At 70.3% G+C, this 17575-nt stretch carries 17 protein-coding genes; 12 read left to right on the top strand and 5 right to left on the bottom strand.

Annotation, left to right across the window (positions count from 1 at the left end):
• Positions 1 to 14: 14 nt before the first annotated feature.
• Entirely contained in the window at positions 15 to 2690 is a 2676-nt protein-coding gene (locus AP234_RS27950; protein WP_055482764.1) for a helicase-associated domain-containing protein, read from the bottom strand.
• Positions 2691 to 2820: 130 nt separating this feature from the next.
• On the opposite strand from AP234_RS27950, the gene AP234_RS27945 reads away from it, so the two are divergent.
• Genes AP234_RS27945 through AP234_RS27935 form a run of 3 tightly spaced genes read left to right on the top strand, consistent with a single transcriptional unit; the run spans position 2821 to position 7021 of the window.
• Positions 2821 to 3219: a cold-shock protein gene (locus AP234_RS27945; RefSeq protein ID WP_055482763.1), complete on the top strand. Its 399-nt coding sequence runs from the start codon at positions 2821 to 2823 to the stop codon at positions 3217 to 3219.
• A 59-nt stretch (positions 3220 to 3278) separates the two neighbouring features.
• A complete protein-coding gene (locus AP234_RS27940; protein WP_083502500.1) occupies positions 3279 to 4037 on the top strand; it encodes a DUF3027 domain-containing protein in 759 nt (252 codons plus the stop codon).
• 2 nt (positions 4038 to 4039) lie between these two features.
• Complete coding sequence (locus AP234_RS27935) at positions 4040 to 7021, top strand: sacsin N-terminal ATP-binding-like domain-containing protein (protein ID WP_055482718.1); 2982 nt, start codon at positions 4040 to 4042, stop codon at positions 7019 to 7021.
• A gap of 27 nt (positions 7022 to 7048) precedes the next feature.
• Here the strand turns inward: AP234_RS27935 and AP234_RS27930 are convergent, their stop codons facing one another.
• Complete coding sequence (locus AP234_RS27930; RefSeq protein ID WP_235558414.1) at positions 7049 to 7276, bottom strand: DUF2530 domain-containing protein; 228 nt, start codon at positions 7274 to 7276, stop codon at positions 7049 to 7051.
• A 119-nt stretch (positions 7277 to 7395) separates the two neighbouring features.
• Between AP234_RS27930 and AP234_RS27925 the strand changes: the two genes are divergently transcribed.
• From AP234_RS27925 to AP234_RS27895, 7 genes are all read left to right on the top strand, one after another.
• Positions 7396 to 8880 carry an NCS2 family permease gene (locus tag AP234_RS27925; RefSeq protein ID WP_055482717.1) on the top strand — a complete coding sequence of 495 codons (1485 nt, stop codon included), beginning with the start codon at positions 7396 to 7398 and terminating at the stop codon, positions 8878 to 8880.
• Positions 8881 to 9000: 120 nt separating this feature from the next.
• Positions 9001 to 9492, top strand: coding sequence for a helix-turn-helix transcriptional regulator (locus tag AP234_RS27920; protein WP_055482716.1), 492 nt, complete (start codon positions 9001 to 9003; stop codon positions 9490 to 9492).
• Between the two features lie 10 nt (positions 9493 to 9502).
• Positions 9503 to 9940, top strand: a complete 438-nt coding sequence (locus AP234_RS27915; protein WP_055482715.1) for a VOC family protein — start codon at positions 9503 to 9505, stop codon at positions 9938 to 9940.
• Between the two features lie 217 nt (positions 9941 to 10157).
• Positions 10158 to 10649, top strand: a complete 492-nt coding sequence (locus tag AP234_RS27910) for a MarR family winged helix-turn-helix transcriptional regulator (protein ID WP_083502499.1) — start codon at positions 10158 to 10160, stop codon at positions 10647 to 10649.
• 20 nt (positions 10650 to 10669) lie between these two features.
• The gene (locus AP234_RS27905) at positions 10670 to 12136 is read left to right on the top strand and encodes an MFS transporter (protein WP_083502498.1); all 1467 of its coding nucleotides are present in this window, start codon (positions 10670 to 10672) and stop codon (positions 12134 to 12136) included.
• Positions 12099 to 12650: an RNA 2',3'-cyclic phosphodiesterase gene (gene thpR, locus AP234_RS27900; RefSeq protein WP_055482714.1), complete on the top strand. Its 552-nt coding sequence runs from the start codon at positions 12099 to 12101 to the stop codon at positions 12648 to 12650. Before AP234_RS27905 ends, thpR begins: the two co-directional genes overlap by 38 nt.
• A gap of 43 nt (positions 12651 to 12693) precedes the next feature.
• A complete protein-coding gene (locus AP234_RS27895) occupies positions 12694 to 13215 on the top strand; it encodes a hypothetical protein (RefSeq protein WP_055482713.1) in 522 nt (173 codons plus the stop codon).
• A gap of 866 nt (positions 13216 to 14081) precedes the next feature.
• On the opposite strand, the gene AP234_RS35395 is transcribed toward AP234_RS27895, so the two are convergent.
• From AP234_RS35395 to AP234_RS27880, 3 genes are all read right to left on the bottom strand, one after another.
• Positions 14082 to 14393 carry a thiol-disulfide oxidoreductase DCC family protein gene (locus AP234_RS35395; protein WP_235558417.1) on the bottom strand — a complete coding sequence of 104 codons (312 nt, stop codon included), beginning with the start codon at positions 14391 to 14393 and terminating at the stop codon, positions 14082 to 14084.
• A gap of 1041 nt (positions 14394 to 15434) precedes the next feature.
• Entirely contained in the window at positions 15435 to 15947 is a 513-nt protein-coding gene (locus tag AP234_RS27885) for an ATP-binding protein (RefSeq protein ID WP_055482711.1), read from the bottom strand.
• Positions 15944 to 16210 (bottom strand): hypothetical protein, encoded by a 267-nt coding sequence (locus tag AP234_RS27880; protein WP_152990652.1) that lies wholly within the window; start codon positions 16208 to 16210, stop codon positions 15944 to 15946. Before AP234_RS27880 ends, AP234_RS27885 begins: the two co-directional genes overlap by 4 nt.
• Positions 16211 to 16505: 295 nt before the next feature.
• Here AP234_RS27880 and AP234_RS27875 point away from each other — a divergent pair, with 295 nt between their 5' ends.
• Complete coding sequence (locus AP234_RS27875; RefSeq protein WP_160330500.1) at positions 16506 to 17333, top strand: helix-turn-helix domain-containing protein; 828 nt, start codon at positions 16506 to 16508, stop codon at positions 17331 to 17333.
• Positions 17324 to 17524 (top strand): DUF397 domain-containing protein, encoded by a 201-nt coding sequence (locus tag AP234_RS27870; RefSeq protein WP_055482708.1) that lies wholly within the window; start codon positions 17324 to 17326, stop codon positions 17522 to 17524. The genes AP234_RS27875 and AP234_RS27870 overlap by 10 nt, the downstream gene beginning before the upstream one ends.
• Positions 17525 to 17575: the final 51 nt, after the last annotated feature.

The raw sequence follows: 17575 nt of genomic DNA, 5'->3' as shown, positions 1-17575 counted from the left end.
ATATGGGAGAGCGGTTATGACCTGATGTCCGTGATGCCGGTGATGCGGCTGAGGGCGAAGCGGTGGATCGTGGCCCGGGTCTCGTCGTAAGCCGTGAGGTAGCCGCCCTCCACCCGAGCGGGTTCGAGTATGCGGCTCGTGGCGTGGCCCTGGGAGTCGAGATAACCGATCCAGACCCGCGATCCCTCTCTGATCGCCTCCCGGAGGGCGTCGATGGTGGTGCTCGACGGTGACCGCGGCACCTCGCCCTCGGGGGCCTGCGCCGGATGCCTGCGCGCCAGGTGCGCCTCGTCGCCGGCGCGTACGGCCCGGACGGCCGCGGCCACCAGGTCGGACTGATCGGCCTCAGGCCCGGCGGCGACCGATGTGAAGGCGGACGGAGGGGTGACCGTCCGCCTGGCGTCGGCCCGCGTCACCAGCACGTCGCCGTCGCTCGACTCGGCCATCGGCGAGTAGCCCATCGCGCGCAGCGAGTCGACCAGCGCGGCCCGGGACGTCTTGGACGCCAGCACGGTCGGGGCGAGCCGTCGTAGTCGCAGCAGTGCGGCCCGCCGGTCGGCCAGCACCTCGTCGAGGACCGCCGGATCGTCGCACCGGACGTAGGCGGAGGCGGTGCCGACCCGGATGCGCCCGTGCCGCCGGGCCACGTCGGTGACCAGGTAGCGCAGCGGCTGGGGGACCGGAGTGGCCGAGTGCCGCTCCAGCGCGGAGATCAGCTCGTCGGCCGACTGTCCCGCGTCGAGCGCCCGCCTGATCGACGCCTCACCGAAGCGGTAGACCGTCGCGCCCCCCTTCGACTCGACGTCGGCCATGAGCGCGATCTGACGCTGGAGGCCGGTGGTCAGCGGTCCCGGCGCCACGGCCGTGAGATCGGCCTGCAGCAGCACGTGGTCGACCGGTTGGGGCAGCAGCGGCGCGAGCAGCTCGGCCGCCGTGCCGCCGCCGTCCCTCCTGTCGCCCTTGTCTCCCCTGTTCCGCTTATCTGCCTTGCCTCGCTCGTCTGCCCTGCCCCGCTCCTTACCGGTGCCTCGGCGCGGTTTCCGTACGGCACCGAGGGCGGCGCCGTGTGCCGACAGCGCGCCCAGCCCGGTCACGCCGAGATGCTCGGCCTCGCGCAGGGTGAACTCGACGATCCGGTCGAGCCGCGCGACTCGCTGGCGTGGCCGTTCCCACGCCAACCGGGCCAGCACGGACTCGACGGTCGGCGCGACGCCGGGGGCCGCCGACGCGAGCACACGCAGCACCTGCGCGCGCACCCGTCCGGTGCCCGCCCGGCGCAGGCCCGGATGCAGGGCGTTGAGCGGCCGGTCGCGCTCGTCGCGCTCACCGATCAGGCCGGGCACGCGGTCCATGCCCATCCAGGCGGCCGCCAGCCCGGCCCACTGATCTTCGACGGACCTGATCCGCCACGGGTCGTAGGCGTCGGTCGGCAGCCACTCCCCGTCCCCGTCCGCGATCAACCCGGCCGCGTGCGCGACCTCGACCACCAGGCCGGCGACCCACTCGGGCACGTCGAGGGTCTGCGTGACGCGCTTCAGGTCCCGTATGGCGAGGCCCCCGGCCCGCAGCACTCCGGGCGGGTCGGCGCTCCACCATTCGCACAGCTCCTCGACCGTGCGGGTGAACGTGAACGCCTGCCCGGCGGCGGTGCGGTCGGCCAGGCCGAGGTCGCGTACGGCTCCGGCAGGCTCGGGCGGGTGGGGGGACAGGTTCCGGTGGAGGCGGCCGTTACGCAGGAACAGGGCGACCTCGCGAGGCAGGGCGACGGTCTCCTCTCCGGTCGCGCCGAGCAGACCGCGGGCGAGGAGCTGATCGATCGGCGTCCGCGCCGTGGCGGCGGTCACCTCGCGCCGGGCGTTGGGCAGCCGCCCGCTCGCCGGGCCCCAGGTGAGGTCGTCGAGTGCGGCGCGGGCCTGGGGCGAGACCTCGGCGACGAGGCGGGCGACCGTCGTGGGGTCGGACAGCCGGGCGGTCAGCCGCTCCACCGGGGCGCTGCCGTTCCGCCGCGGGTTCCCGCCCCTCCGCGTCCCGGACGACATGGCGGCGAGCATCGCCTCTATCTGCTCCGGCGGGTGATGGCGGAACACCTCGGCGGCCGGCGGCCCGAGCCCGGCGGCGGGGTCGAGGGCCTCGGCGACCCCCGGAGCCGGCAGCGGCACGCCGACGACACCGTCGTCCGGGTCGGCGTCGGGGTGCCGGTCGTAGACCAGGGCGTTCTCGCGGAGCCGGTCGAGCGCCGCTTCCAGCGCCGCCTCGAGTGACGTTTCGAGCGCGGCTCCCGATGCGGTTCCCGACGTGGTTTCACGTGCCGTTCCGGTTGCGGTTCCCGATGTGGTTTCACACGCCGGTTCCGATGCCGTTCCCGATGCCGTTCCCGATGCCGGTTCCGACGCGGGGGACGACGCGGGCTCGCCGCTCTCACCGTCCGTGTCGTACGAGGCCCGGGCCAGCAGAGACCTTAGGTCGGCGGGGCCGGGCCGCATCACCACGAGGGTTTCGAGCACGCAGAGGGTGAACCGGTCGAGCCGGTCGAGCGCGCGGCCGAGGGCGGACGGGCTGCTCGCGCGGGCGGCGAGGCCGTCGATGTCGGCGGGAACGGGCGTGATGAGTTCCGGCCGTGCCGTTACGAGCGCCCTGAGCTGCTCGTCAGAGCGGCAGCGCAGCCACTCGGTGAACTCCCTGCCCTTCATCCGTTCCATCGTATGGCCGGTCCTTGAAGCGAGGCTTCTGATTCCCGCCCGGAAGAAGGGTCCACGTGGTCCCTCTGTGGGCATAACCTACATCCATCACCTTCACGACAGTCTGAACGAGGTCAGCTCTGTGCCGAGTGGCAAGGTCAAGTGGTACGACGCCGACAAGGGGTTCGGCTTTCTCACGCGCGACGACGGCGGCGAGGTCTTCGTGCACTCTTCTGCGCTGCCCAAGGGCGTGGAGGCGTTGAAGCCAGGGCAGAAGGTCGAGTTCGGTGTGGCCGAGAGCCGCCGAGGTCAACAGGCGCTGTCCGTCCGGCTGGTCGAGCAGCCGCCCACACTGGCCAGGTCCCCCAGGAGCAAGGCCAAGCGAAAGAAGCCGGACGAGATGGTCGTCATCGTCGAGGATCTGATCAAGTTGCTCGACGACATATCCGACTCCTACCAACGGGGCAAGCATCCGGACGCGGCTCACGCCAAGAAGGTGGCCACCGTACTGCGGGCCGTCGCGGACGATCTGGACGCCTGACTTCCGGCTTCTTGCCGAGGCACGGATAAGTTTGGTCTCAGCGTGGGTGAAAATGGAGTGTGAGTCGAACCCGAATCCGTAGCACTCCAGTCGATGCGGCCTGTGCGGCGGCGGTGGATCTCGCCCGTACGGCCGTCGAAGCGATCGCGCGACCCGGTGAGGTCGGCGAGCATCTGGGCTTCGACAGCGAGGGCGACCGGGTCGTGACCCACTACTTCGAATGCCTGGATCGGGCCTACCTGGGCTGGCGCTGGGCGAGCACCGTGGTCCGCGCCTCCCGTGCCCGCAACGTGACCGTGAGCGAGACCGTGCTGCTGCCCGGGGCCGGCGCGCTGCTGGCGCCGCGCTGGGTGCCGTGGAACGAACGGCTGCGCCCGGGCGACCTCGGCGTGGGCGACCTGCTGCCGGCCGAGGCCGACGACGACCGGCTGGTCCCGGGATACACCGCGACCGATGAGGACACCGACCGCCAGGCGGTCCTCGAGCCGGGCCTCGGCCGCGCCCGCGTGCTGTCGCCGATCGGCCGCGACCTCGCCGCGCGCCGCTGGCGCTCGGGGGAGCCCGGACCGGACGCGCCGATCGCTCATGCGGCGCCCGCGCAGTGCTCCACCTGCGGCTTCTACTGGCCGCTCGCCGGTGCCCTCGGGCGCGCGTTCGGCGTGTGCGCCAACGAGTACGCCCCGGACGACGGCCGCGTGGTCGCGGTCGATCATGGCTGCGGCGCCCATTCCGAGGCGACCACGGTACCCTCGATGATCGCGGAACCTCCGCCCCCGATCCTGGACGACATGGGCTACGACCTGATGGACCAAGCCTGATCATGCATGACCTGGACCTAGGCGCCGCGCGCCTGCGTGAGACGGTTCTCGCGGCGTGGACGGCCTCGCCGGCCCGGTTCCGCGAGGACGCCAACGCCGAGGAGGACTTCGCGCTCGGCGGTTACCGCGATCGCCTGGTGGTGGAGCTGGCCCAGAACGCCGCCGACGCCGCGCTGCGCGCGGGCGTGCCCGGACGCCTGCGGCTGGAGCTGCGCGACGGTGTGCTGCTCGCCGCCAACGTCGGCGCACCGCTCGACGCGACGGGCGTCGAGGGCCTTTGCACGCTGCGCGTCTCCGGCAAGCGGGACGAGACCGGGGCCGCAGGCCGGTTCGGTGTCGGCTTCGCCGCCGTGGTCTCGGTCACCGACGCCCCCGCCATCGCCTCCCGTGAGACGGGAGGGGTGCGCTGGTCCCGGGACGAGACGGCCGCGCTCGTGGCCGGTCGCCCCGAGCTGGCCGCCGAGCTAGCCGACCGCGCGGGGCACGTGCCGCTGCTCCGTCTGCCGTTCCCCGACGACTCGCTCGCCGTTCCCGACGGTTTCGACACGGTCGTACGGCTCCCGCTGCGCGACGAGGCGGCCGAGCGGGCCGTACGGCGCATGCTGGAGGAGGCCGGCCCCGCCCTGCCGCTCGCGATGCCGGCGCTGAAGGTCATCGAGATCGAGGTCGAGGGGCGGAGCCGGGAGATCTCCGCCGAGGGGTGGCACGTGGTCGCCGAGTCGGGCGCCTTCACCCCCGAGCAGGTGGCCGAGCTGTTCGCCGACCGTCCCACCGAGGAGCGGGCCAGACCCTACTGGGAGGTCCGCTGGGCCGTACGGCGGCCCGACGCGGCGGGCGGCGGCGACGTCCCGCGCGTCGTGCACGCGCCCACGCCGAGCGACGAGCCGCTCGACCTGCCCGCGCTGCTCATCGCCACGTTCCCGATGACGACCGACCGGCGGCACGTCGCCCCGGGGCCGCTCGCCGACTTCCTGGTCAAGCGGGCGGCCGAGGCGTACGTCCGGCTGCTGGAGGAGCTGCCGCGCACACCCGAGCTGCTCGATCTCGTGCCCGGGATGATGGGCAAGGGGGCGCTCGACGCGGCGATCCGCCAGGAGATCATCCGGCTGCTGCCGGACACCCCGCTGCTGCCCGCCATCGGCGAGGACGACCCCGTGCCGGGGAGCCAGGCGCGTGCGGTCCTCGGCTCAGCCGAGTTCCTGGAGAAGATCGCCGGCATCGTCCCCGGGCTGCTGCCCGCCGGATGGGCCTCCCGTCACCCGGCGCTGACCACGCTCGGCGTCCGGCGGGTGGAACTCGCCGACGTGGTGGACATGCTGACCGGCGACGCGGTGGAGGACCGCGATCCGGCGTGGTGGCGGTCGCTGTACGAGGTGCTGCCCGCCGACGACCCGGAGGCGATCGCCGCGGTCGCGGTGCCGCTCGCCGACGGCCGCCTGGTGCGGGGACCGCGCGGCACGGTCATGCTGTCGGGCGCGAGCGGCTCCACTGTGTCGGACCCTGCCGCGCTCGCGCCGCTCGGGCTGCGGATCGTGCATCCCGAGGCCGCCCACCCGCTGCTGCTCCGCCTCGGCGCGGCCGAGGCGACGCCGAGGACCGTGCTCGACGACCCGCTCACCCATGCCGCCGTGGCCGAGTCGCTGCACAGCGCCGATCCCGAGCCGGTGGCGCAGGCCGTGCTGGCCCTGGTCGAGGCCGCCGGGCTGACCGCGGGGGAGGCGCCGTGGCTGGCCGATCTGGCGCTGCGCGGCGCGGACGGCGAGCTCTACGCGGCGGGCGACCTGCTGCTGGCCGACGGCTCGCTGGCCGGGCTGATCGATCCCGAGGTGCCGTTCGGCGTGGCGGCGCCGGAGCTGGTGGCGAGGTTCGGGCCGAACGTGCTGACGGCCGCGGGCGTGCTCGACGGGTTCGCGGTCGCCAACGACACCGATGTGCTGCTCGACCCGGCCGACTGCGACCACGATCTCGATCTCGAGGACGAGTGGCTGGAGGCCGTGCTCGACCTCCTGCACGATCGGCTGCCCGACCTCGACGTGCCGCCGGTCGCGCCCGAGTTCAGCGCCGTGCGCGACCTGGAGTACGTCGCCGACTGGCCGGCCGCGCTGGCGTTGCTGTCGAGGCCGCCGCTGCGTGCCGTGCTGCGCCCGCTGCGGGTGATCGCCGCCGGGCAGACCATCGAGGTCCCGTCGTACACCGCGTGGTGGCTGTCACGCCATCCCGTGCTCGACGGCAGGCGCCCCACCTCGCTGCGGCTTCCCTCGGGCGACCCGCTGCTGTTCGGCCTGTACGGCGACGCCCCGGCGGGCATCGACGAGGCCGCGCTCGAGCTGATCGGCGTCAGGTCGTCGCTGGACGCGCTGCTGGCGTCGCACGGCGGCCCGGACGAGCTGCTCGACCTGCTGGCCGACCCGTCGGTGGAGGTCGACCGGGCGCAGTTGCGCGCCCTGTGGATCGCGCTCGCCGCCGTCGACCCCGCCGGGGTCCACCCGCCCGAGGCGGTCAGAGCCGTACAGAAGGGCTCGATCGTGGTGGCGGACGTCGATGACGGGCGTGGTCCCGTCGTCGTGGAGGCGCCCGACCTGCTGCCGCTGGTGGCGGACCGGCCGCTGGTGCTCGCGCCGTTCGATCTGGCGGAGGCGCTGTCGGAGGTGCTCGACCTGCCGCTGGTCGGTGAGATCGTCTCCGGTGCCGTCACCTCGTCGGGCAGCGAGCGTCCGGTCCCCGAGGAGGTGCGCTCACTGCTGCCCTCGGCCCCGCCGACCTACGTCGAGCACGAGAACCTGCTGGTGGACGGCACTCCGGTGCCGTGGCGGTTCTTCGAGGGCAAGGTCCACGCTTCGGGGGTCGAGGGCCTGGCCCGAGGTCTCGCCTGGGCGTCCGGACAGTGGGGCGACCGGCTGGCGGTCGCCGCGCTCCTGCGCGATCCGGGCCGGGTGCCGCTGCTGCTGGCCGAGGCCGATCTCGACCCGGTCGCCTCACTCTGAAACTTACTCTGAGGCTTGATCTGCGGCTTACTCTGCGGCGTCACGCCGCCGTGAGTCACGGCGGCGTACGTAGAGGAGGCCGAACACCCCCAGCCCGATGCCGACGACACAGGTCCAGATCGGGCGGCCGTCGGTCGGCTGGACGACCAGCAGGACCACCAGGAGGGCGGCCGCCCACAGCCCGGTGCCCACGAGGATCGTCGGGGTGTCACGGGTCTGCAGCGGCTGGGGATCAGGCCGACGTGGTTGGGTCACGCGAAGCAGTTTACGCGGAGTCGCCCAGGAGGCACCCTGCTGCGACAAATCGGTCACCTAGCCACTACGCTGCTTCCGGCCCCTTTCGCGGGTGGTATCCGCCCGAAACGCTGCGGCGAGTGAGTGAGACCGTGACCAAACCCCTCAATCCCCTTGATCGCTTCTTCTTCATATCGGCGCGTGGTTCGACGATCGGCCAGGAGGTCCGTGGCGGCTTCGCCACGTTCTTCACGATGGCGTACATCGTCGTGCTCAACCCGATCATCATCGGTACCGTCGCCGACAAGACCGGCCAGTTCCTCGGCGGCGGAGAGGCGCCCAACCTGCCCATGGTGGCGGCGGCCACGGCCTTCGTGGCGGGCATCCTGACGATCGCCATGGGCGTGTTCGGCCGGGTGCCGTTCGCGCTGGCGGCCGGCCTCGGCCTGAACGCGTTCGTGGCGTTCGGCATCGCGAGTCAGATGACCTGGGAAAGCGCGATGGGTCTGGTCGTGCTGGAGGGCATCGTCATCGCGATCCTCGTGGTGACGGGCTTCCGTACGGCCGTCTTCCACGCGATCCCGGCCCAGCTCAAGACCGCGATCAGCGTCGGCATCGGCCTGTTCATCGCGCTGATCGGGTTCGTCGACGCCGGGTTCGTACGGCGCATGCCCGACGCCAGCGACACCACGGTTCCCGTCAAGCTGGGCGTGGCCGGCAACGGGTCGCTGACGGGATGGCCGACCCTCGTCTTCGTGATCGGCCTGCTCATCATGGCGTTCATGGTCGCCCGCAAGGTGAAGGGCGCGATCCTGCTCGGCATCGTCGGCACGACCGTGCTGGCGATCGTCGTGGAGGCCATCGCCAAGCTGGGTCCGCAGGTCGTCGACGGCAAGCCCGCAGACCCCAACGCGTGGTCGCTCATCGTCCCGGCGTGGCCGTCGAAGCTGTTCGAGGTGCCGGATCTGTCGCTGCTCGGCCGGTTCGACCTGTTCGGTGGCTTCGCCCAGATCGGTGGCCTCGCCGCCGTGATGTTCGTCTTCACGCTCATGCTCGCCGACTTCTTCGACACCATGGGCACGATCGTGGGCGTCGGACGCCAGGCCGATCTGGTCGGCCCGGACGGCACCGTCGAGCGCACCCGCGAGATCCTGCTGGTCGACTCGATCGCTGCCGCGGCCGGTGGCGCGGCGAGCGTGTCGTCGAACACGACGTACGTCGAGTCGGCCGCCGGCGTCGGCGAGGGCGCCAGGACCGGACTGGCCAGCGTGGTCACCGGCCTGCTGTTCCTGCTGGCCATGTTCTTCGCGCCGCTGACCGAGATCGTGCCGTTCGAGGCGGCGACCCCGGCGCTCGTGATCGTGGGCTTCCTCATGATGACCCAGATCAAGGAGATCGACTTCAGCGACTTCGAGATCGCGATCCCGGCGTTCCTGACGATCGTGCTGATGCCGTTCACCTACTCGATCACCGCGGGCATCGGCGCCGGCTTCATCAGCTACATCGCGATCAAGGTCTTCCGCGGCAAGATCCGGGAGCTCCACCCCCTGCTGTGGATCGTGGGCGCGCTGTTCGTCGTCTACTTCACGCTGGAGCCGATCAAGGGTCTGCTCGGCATCGCCTGACGTACGGCTCCAATTCACGTCTTGGACGTACGGCCCGGCCGCCATGGTGATCGATCGTCGCCATGGCGGCCGCTTGCGTTTCCCCGCCGGTCAGGGGTCCGGCCTGGGTAGTGTCATAACGTGACTGGCAGGGCACACCGCGCGGTGCCGGTGGAACTGCTTCCCCGGCTCCGGATGGCACGCGACCGGATCGACCGCGACTATCGGAGCGAGCTCGATCTCGACCAGCTCGCCGCCGTCGCCGGCATCTCCAAGTTCTACTTCATCCGCTGCTTCGAGGCGGCGTACGGCGAGACGCCGATCCGATACCTCACCCGCCGCCGTCTTGAGCGGGCCCAGGACCTGCTGCGGTTCGCCAACCTGACCGTCACCGAGGTCTGCATGGCCGTCGGATTCTCCAGTCTGGGCTCGTTCTCGGCCAAGTTCCGCCGACTGGTGGGGGAGAGCCCCAGCGCCTACCGCGAGCGCTGGGCGGCGCGCGGCGGACCGCACGTTCCCGGGTGCTACCTGTTCATGAGCGGGGTGCTCGACCTCGCCGCCACGAGGGCCCCGGATGCGGCGGGAGCGGATTGTGCAATTCTGGAGAAGCCCAGGTCAGAGGGGTCGGGATAGGTTCACACCCATGATTACGAACGTCTCTCTGGTTACCGTCTACTGCCTCGACCAGGACGAGGCGAGGGACTTCTACGTCGATGTCCTCGGCTTCGTCGTGCGTACGGACTTCACGATGGGCGACGGCTATCGCTGGCTCACGGTGAGTCATCCCAATCAACCCGAGCTCCAGATCACGCTCATGAAGCCGGGTCCGCCGCTCGACGCGGAGGCCGCGGACTTCTACCGGCGCCAGCTGGAGAAGGGTCAGATGGGCGGTCTCGGCCTGCGGGTCGACGACTGCCGGAAGACCTACCAGGAGCTGGTCGCCAAGGGCGTCACATTCCTCCAGGAGCCGGCCGAGCGGCCGTACGGCGTCGAGGCCGTCATGCGTGACGTCTCCGGCTACTGGCTCGTGCTCGTCGAGCCGAAAGAGTCCGAGCACGGGGGCATGCCCGGGCCGGCCTGAGCGGCGCGGCGCCCGGAAGAAGGACCGGGAAGGACGCGGAAGGACGCGAGAAGGACCGGGAAGGACGCGGAAGGACGCGAGAAGGACCGGGAAGGACGCGGAAGGACGCGGGAAGGACACGACGGAGGCCGTCACGGTGACTCACACCGTGGCGGCCTCTCGCATGCGGTTCGCGGAATGTCCCGTCGTGGCATATAGTTAGCAAAGGTAATGAGTTATGCTAACGAACCCAGACAAGAACGCGACGAAGAGCGCCGCGAAGAACGCGGTCAAGGACACCGAGAACCTGCGCAGCGATGCCGGGCTCGCCGCGGCACTGCGCGTGTCACTGGCGCGACTGACGCGTCGGCTGCGCAAACAGGCCGCCCATCACTCGCTGACACCCACCCAGTTCGCGACGCTGGCCGCCGTCGGGCGTCACGGCGCCATCACCCCTGGCGAACTCGCCGAGCACGAGAAGGTGCAGCCGCCTTCGATGACTCGCGTGATCGCCAAGCTGGAGGAGCGGGGGCTGTTGGAACGCACGCCTCACCCGACCGACCGGCGGCAGGTGACGGTCAGCCTGACGGATCAGGGAGCGGTGCTGCTCAAGGAGGAGCGCCGGGCCAAGGAGGCGTGGCTGGCGCAGCGGATCAGGGAGCTGACGCCGGAGGAGAGGGCGACACTACGGGCGGCGGCGCCGATCCTGGAGAAGCTCTCCAAGATCTAGCGGGCCGAGAGTCGGACGGCATGTTCCGCTCGCTGCGGAACCACAACTACCGGCTCTTCGCCGCCGGCGGCGTCATCTCCAACACCGGCACCTGGATGCAGCGGACCGCGCAGGACTGGCTCGTCCTCGACCTCACAGGCGGTAGCGGCTCCGCGCTCGGAGTGACGGTCGCGCTGCAGTTCCTCCCCGTGCTGCTCTTCGGGCTGTGGGGCGGCATGCTCGCCGACCGCTATCCCAAGCGCCGGGTGCTCGTCGTGGCCCAGGCGATGCTCGGTCTGCTCGCGTTCACCATGGGCGTCCTCGTCGTGACCGGCACGGTGCAGGTGTGGCACGTCTACGTCATGGCGTTCGTGCTTGGACTGGTCGCCTGTGTCGAGGTGCCGACCCGGCAGTCGTTCGTGGTGGAGATGGTGGGCCGCCGTGACCTGCCGAACGCCATCGCGCTGAACAGCTCGTCGTTCAACCTGGCCAGGATCGTCGGCCCGGCCGTGGCCGGCGTCCTCATGTCCTGGATCGGCACCGGACAGATCTTCCTGCTGAACGCCGCCTCGTTCCTGGCGGTGATCGCCGGACTGCTGCTGATGCGGCCGTCCGAGTTGCGCACCCCGGAGCCCGTCCCGCGGGCGAAGGGCCAGCTCCGGGAGGGTCTGCGGTACGCCGCCGGTCGGCCCGGCCTGCTGCTGCCGCTGCTGATCGTCGGGTTCGCCGCGATATTCACCCAGAGTCTGTCCACCGGCATCGCGCTGATGGCCAGGGAGGTCTTCGGTGCGGGGGCCTCCTCCTTCGGCATCGCGTCCAGCGCGTTCGCCGTGGGGGCGTTCGGCGGTGCGCTGCTCGCGGCCAAGCGGGTCAAGCCCAGCCGGCGGTTCCTGATCGCCGGCGCACTGTGCTTCGGCGTGTTCCAGATCGCCGCGGGGTTCGCCCCCGCCTACTGGGCGTACCTGATGCTGCTTGTCCCCGCGGGGATGGCCGTGATCACGGTGAACACGACCGCCAACACGTTCGTGCAGCTCGGCTCCTCGCCGGAGATGCGCGGCCGGGTCATGGGGATGTACGTGCTGGTCGTCACCGGGGGAGCGCCCATCGGTGCGCCGCTGGTCGGCTGGCTGGCCGAGCTGGTCAACCCCCGGGTGGCCGTCGCGACCGCCGGGGCGCTGACCGTCGCCGGCGTCGGCCTCGCCGTACTGCTCACCCGGGCGATCGCCGCGCGCATCGGCGCACGGGAGGCGGCGGCGCAGGACCAGGACCGTACGCGACAGAACGGCATGTCCTCGAACGGCACGTCGTCGAACGGCACGTCCTCGAACGGCACCTCCTCGAACGGTGCTTTCCGGAACAGCGCCTCTCGGATCGGCGTCTCGCCTAACGGAATGTCACAGGATGGGGTCGCGCAGAACGGAGCCTCGCGGGAGGGGGCATCGCGTGACCGGTCGGGGGGACACTCGCCGAGTGAGCAGATTGTTCGTGGCGCTGCTGCCTCCGCCTGAGGCACTGGCCGAGGTCGCCACGGCCGTGGAGTCCGTCCGGCCCGGCTGGCCCAGGCTGCGCTGGATAGACCCGGCGCTCTGGCACGTGACGCTCGCCTTCCTCGGCGAGGTGCCCGACCGGGTGCTGCCGGAACTGGGCGTACGGCTGGCCCGGGCGGCCGCCCGCCACCGGCCGGTCACGCTGTCGTTCGCCGGCGCGGGGGCCTTCCCGTCGGCGGGGCGTGGCCGCGTGTTCTGGCTCGGCCTCACCGCGGTCCCGCCGCTGCCGCGGCTGGCCGACTCGGTCGCCGCCGGCGCACGCCGCGCCGGGGCGGGGGAGCAGGACCGCAAGCGGTTCCACCCCCATCTCACGCTGGCCCGCTCACGCGACGGTGACGATCTGCGCGATCTCGTCGATGGGCTGAGCTCGTTCAGCGGCCGCGTCTGGCGGGCGGACGCCGTACACCTGGTCCGCAGCCACCTCGGGTCGTCCGTACGCTACGAGCCCCTCGAGGCGTACGCGCTGGGAGGCTGACGGACCCGGGCTGAAAGTAGCCCAAAGTTGGTAAAGTCACCCCATGATCACGCCGGGCGGCCCATCTGCTCTGCCCACCTCCGCCCCGCCCGCCGAGCCCACCGGCCCCCCTCTCGCCGGACCGGCTTCGACGCCGCTTTCCGCCCGGGCCAGGCACGTACGGCTGGTGCTCGCCGGGGTCTGCGTCGCGCTGCTCTGCGTCGGCACCTTCTGGGGGGATGACGACGCCTTCCCCTTCGGGCCGTTCCGGATGTACTCCACCAGCACTCCGCCCAACGGCAACATCCACGTCATGGTGCTGGAGGCCCGGATGCCGGACGGCTCCTGGCGGGAGGTGCCGCTCGACTCGTCCGCCGTGGGGGTGAACCGAGCAGAAGTCGAGGGCCAGATCCCGCGTTTCCAAGCAGCTCCGGCGCTCGTCGGCCGGCTTGTGGAGGCTCACGACCGGCTGCGCCCCGCCGAGCCGCGCTGGACCGGCGCCCGGCTTGTGATGCGCTACCTGAAGCTCCGCGACCGTAGGTTCGTCGGCACCGAGGACAAGGTGGTGGCCCAGTGGCTGCGCTGACCCGCTGGTTCTTCGGGCCGGTTCCCCTGGCCCGGGTGGCGGTCTTCCGGATCGCCGCGTACCTGTTCATCCCGCTCGATCTGCTGGTGCTCCGGCCGCTCGGATCGCATCACGCCTCGGCGACCGAACTGTACAAGCCGCTGATCGTGGCCGAACTGCTGCATCTGCCCCGGCCGACCCCCGCGTTGATCCTCGTGGTCACCTGGACGCTGATCCCGCTGGCCCTGCTCGCCGCGGCCCTCGCGCCGTCCGGACGGTGGCAGCGCGTCCTCGGTACGGCGATCTTCTTGCTCTACTTCGAGCAGCTGATCATCAGCTTCTCGTTCGGGAAGGTCGACCACGACCGTATCGCCTACGTGGTGGCGCTGGCGGTGCTGCCAACGGTGGCGAGGGCGCGGTTGCGGGGCGAAGGCTCGGCCGAGTCGGCTGCGTGGGCGCTGCGCTGCGTGCAGATCGCGGTCGTGGCGACGTACTTCCTCTCGGCGTTCGCCAAGCTCCGCTTCGGCGGCGTGGAGTGGGTCAACAGTGCGACGCTGGTCCGCGCGGTGATGCGCCGGGGCACCGGGGTGGGCCGGTTACTGCTCGACTATCCCTGGGTGCTGCACTGGTCCCAATGGGGGATCATGCTCATGGAGCTGGGCTCGATCGTGGTCCTCTTCCTGAACGGCCGGTGGCGATACGCCGCAGTCGGCGTGCTGACCGCTTTCCACCTGACGGTCTACGCCACGATCTCGATCATGTTCTGGCCGCACGTGCTCTGCCTGCTGCTCGCCTTCCTGCCCACCGAGCGCCTCGTACGGCACGGCCACGCAGGCGGTGTCCCGGCCGTGGGGACGGAGGAAGCGGCGCCTGGCGCAGAGGCGGCTTCAGCCGTTCCTGCGCTGGTCGGCGGGTATGACGCACATCGGGGTGCCGCCGGGGAGCCGATGCCGGTTGTCGGCGATGAGCCGGTACACCCCGTGGGCCAGCCACCGGAAGGGCGGGACGCGCAGGACCAGCCCCAGAGGTGACCAGGGCAGTCCCGCCGCGATAAGGATCTTGGCGACGGCCTGGGCCCCGCCGTACAGGCGGCCCCGCGTGTCCGCCCAGAGCAGCTCGTACTCCGCCCGTTCCCGGGTGGTGCCGAGGGCGGCGAGGTCGGTGAACTGCCAGGGCCGGACGTCGGCGGGGACGTTCATGCGTCGTTCGACGAAGTTCGCCGCGGTGGTACAGAAACCACAGTCCCCGTCATAGACGACCAACGATCTCTCCACGGTTCCCCATCATGCCGTACGCCCCGGGAATGCGTCGGGTCCACCTGGGCCGTACGGTCACCGCCCATCGCGTCGGCGACGACGCCATGCGAACCACGCCGGCATGTCCCGAGCTCAGGTCGAGGCCATCGTAGGGATGTCGACCGGACTACGTGAGGGGTTCGTTCCCGAGCAGTCGCGGACCCCCGCGACCACGACCGACACGACGCTCGGAGCATGGGCTTGGGCCGAGCTCCGCCCTGCCTTCGCCTCACACGTTGCTCTGTGAGAGACCCCAAAGTTGCGGACATTAAGGGCGAACGGCATTTACTTCTCGTATTTACGTTGAATTAATCGGAAGAAGAGGTTGCCATTTGTAAGTGAAGCATGAGATTATACGGACAGGTTTTCGAATCATCGGACCTGTCGGGGAGAGGATTCCGTGGAGCAAGAGGGGTGTGTGGATCTCGTGATGCCGAGACGGCCAAGGCGGATGGCGCTGAGGTTGGCAGAGTTGCGGCCGATCGATCCGACGGAACTGATCATGCTCCTGGAGTTGTCCGGTCCGGTCGCGCTGTCTGCCCGTGATTCTTCTGCCGGTCTCTCCCCTGCTTCATCCCTGCTACACGAGGAGGAATGTGGCCGGATGGGGGAGGACGCACCGACGAAGACGGATGCGGAAGCGCAGCCGGTTAGAGAGGCGCGGCCGGAGGCGCGGGGACAGGTGCAGGATCGTGCGGAGGCCTCCGCGGTCGCCACCGATCCTCTGGCCGCTTATGCCGATGGTTCCTGTTCCTCTGGTTCCCCTTCCTCGTACGGCTCGGCAACGGCGTGCAGACAAAGCGCGGATGTGCACAGTCTGCCCAGCCGTGCGAGTCCGGCGAGCCGAACGAGCCGGGCGAGTCGGACATCGTCGGCGAGCCCGACGGGCCCGTCCAGCCGGGCAGGCCCGCCAAGCTCGTCAATTGGCCTGACCTCCGGGGAGGATCAGGGGCAGCCGGGGCGGCGGGCGATCTCGAACCATACGACGCGACCGGCCGGGCTCCCGTGCGCTCCCCAGCGGGTGGCCAATCGATCGACCAGCCACAGCCCTCGGCCGCGTTCGGTGTCCAGATCTGCAGCCTCAGCGACCATGGGGAAGGCTCCGCTCGACCCGTCGTCGGTTACGTCGACGCGGATGGTCGCACCGGCGTCGACGACCGCCACCGACACCTGGCCGTGCCGGTGAAGTCCTGAGTCCGAGTGCTGGACGGCGTTGGTCACGAGCTCGCTGACCAGCAGCAGTGCATCGTCAACCTGATGGCACTCGGCCACGCGCAGCAGGTCGCGGACGAAGGCGCGGGCGATCCCGACAGATATCGACCGGCCGGGGAGAACGGCGCTGCCCAGGAGGTCAGGTGATGCAGGACAGGCTGTGCCGGGTGCCGCGTCGGAGGTCGCGGCCGTTGCGGTCGCGGTGGTTGTGGTCGCGGCCGTTGTGGTCGCGGCCGTTGTGGTCATCGGGTCACCTCCGTGATCCGTCGTGCCGCCTCGGCGTCGAGCGCCCGTACTCGTCGGCCCGGCCCACGCCCCCAGGTGAAGAACCAGTCGCCGTCGCGGGTCGAGACCCTGACCTTGAGGTGATCGGCGGCATGTGGGAACACCAGGGCCGGCTCCCCGTCGCGGGGGAGCGCGACGGCAGAGCCGTACCCCAGCTCACGGAGGTCCCAGGCGAGCCGCACCAGGTGGATGTACTGCTGATGTAGTCGTCTGCCTGGTCGCATGCTCCTGCCCTTCGGATGCCGCCACATCGATGAACGATTTCTCAGCCGAACGCCATTTGCGGGTGTCCGGTCGGTTGGCGTCCGTTTTCGCGTCGCCGTGGCCGTCGCCATGGCCGTCGCCGTCGCCGGTCCCTGAAGTACGGCTTACGCAAAGACTGCCCGCAGGCTTCGGAATCGTGTGGCCGGATTGGATGCCAGAGCACGCCAGAATATGACCAGTCAGGGTTTGGGGAGGTCTATCGCATGAATGGCGGGTACATTTACCGCGCGGTTTCCGTGGCTTATGGAGGTTGCGATGGAAGGTGTGCTCGAACGCGACGCCGACTCTTCCCGGGCGCGTTTCGGTGCCGAAATGCGCCGTTATCGCGAATCGGCGCAATTGTCACAGAGCGCGGTGGCCGTCCGGCTGGGCTGCACGCAGACCCAGGTGAGCCGTCTGGAGGTCGCCAAGCGGACGCCGTCCAGGTCGGACGCCGAAAAGCTGGATCAGATCTTCGGGCTGACCGACAGACAATACTTTGTCGGCTTATATCGCCGCATCGTGTCCCGTTCCGGCGGCCCCAGCTGGTTCATGGGCTGGATGGACGAGGTCGAACCACGCGCGACCGTCCTCCGCAGCTGGGACCCGCTGCTGATCCCGGGAATGCTGCAGACCGAGGCTTACGCGCGACATCTCCTCGCCAAAGAACCTCGGGTGACTTCCCAGGAGGTGGAGGAGCGAGTCCAGGCCCGCCTACAGCGTCGCAGTGTCCTGGACAGGGCGGACCCGCCGTTGCTCCTGGCCCTTATGGACGAGGGAGTACTGCACCGCCGGATCGGCGAAGCGCAGGTGATGCGAGAGCAGCTTGGTCATCTCATCGAGATTGCCGGGCGCAGCAATGTGACGGTCCAACTTGTCGACCCCGGCTGTGTCTCTGGCCTGATCGGCGCCTTTATGATCGCCGAGCTTCCTGATGGTGAGTCCGATGCGATTCATGCGGATTCGGTAGCTCAAGGGCTAGTCTCCACCGCGCCCGATCTCGTAGCCTCTGTTTGGGTTCGATACGAAGCTATCCGCGCATGGGCCTACCCTCAGCATGTATCACTGAGTATGATCAAGGAAGTGATGGCCAAATGGATCTGAGCGGTGCGCAGTGGCGCAAATCATCCTATTCCGGCTCCAATGGGGGCCAGTGCGTCGAGGTCGCCGAAAACCTCCCGGGGGTGGTCGCGGTGCGCGACAGCAAGGATCCTGACGGCCCCGCGCTGGTCTTCACCCCCGAGGAGTGGCGGGCGTTCATCAGCGGTGTCAAAGCCGGGGATTTCGATCGGTAACGCCGGCCGCTCCGCACGGCTGTGGCGCATGACTCCGCGGAGAGGAACCCC

Origin of the sequence: Sphaerimonospora mesophila (assembly GCF_001417795.1) — a bacterium.
Classification (GTDB): domain Bacteria; phylum Actinomycetota; class Actinomycetes; order Streptosporangiales; family Streptosporangiaceae; genus Sphaerimonospora; species Sphaerimonospora mesophila.
This window is presented reverse-complemented; position numbering and strand designations above follow the sequence as displayed.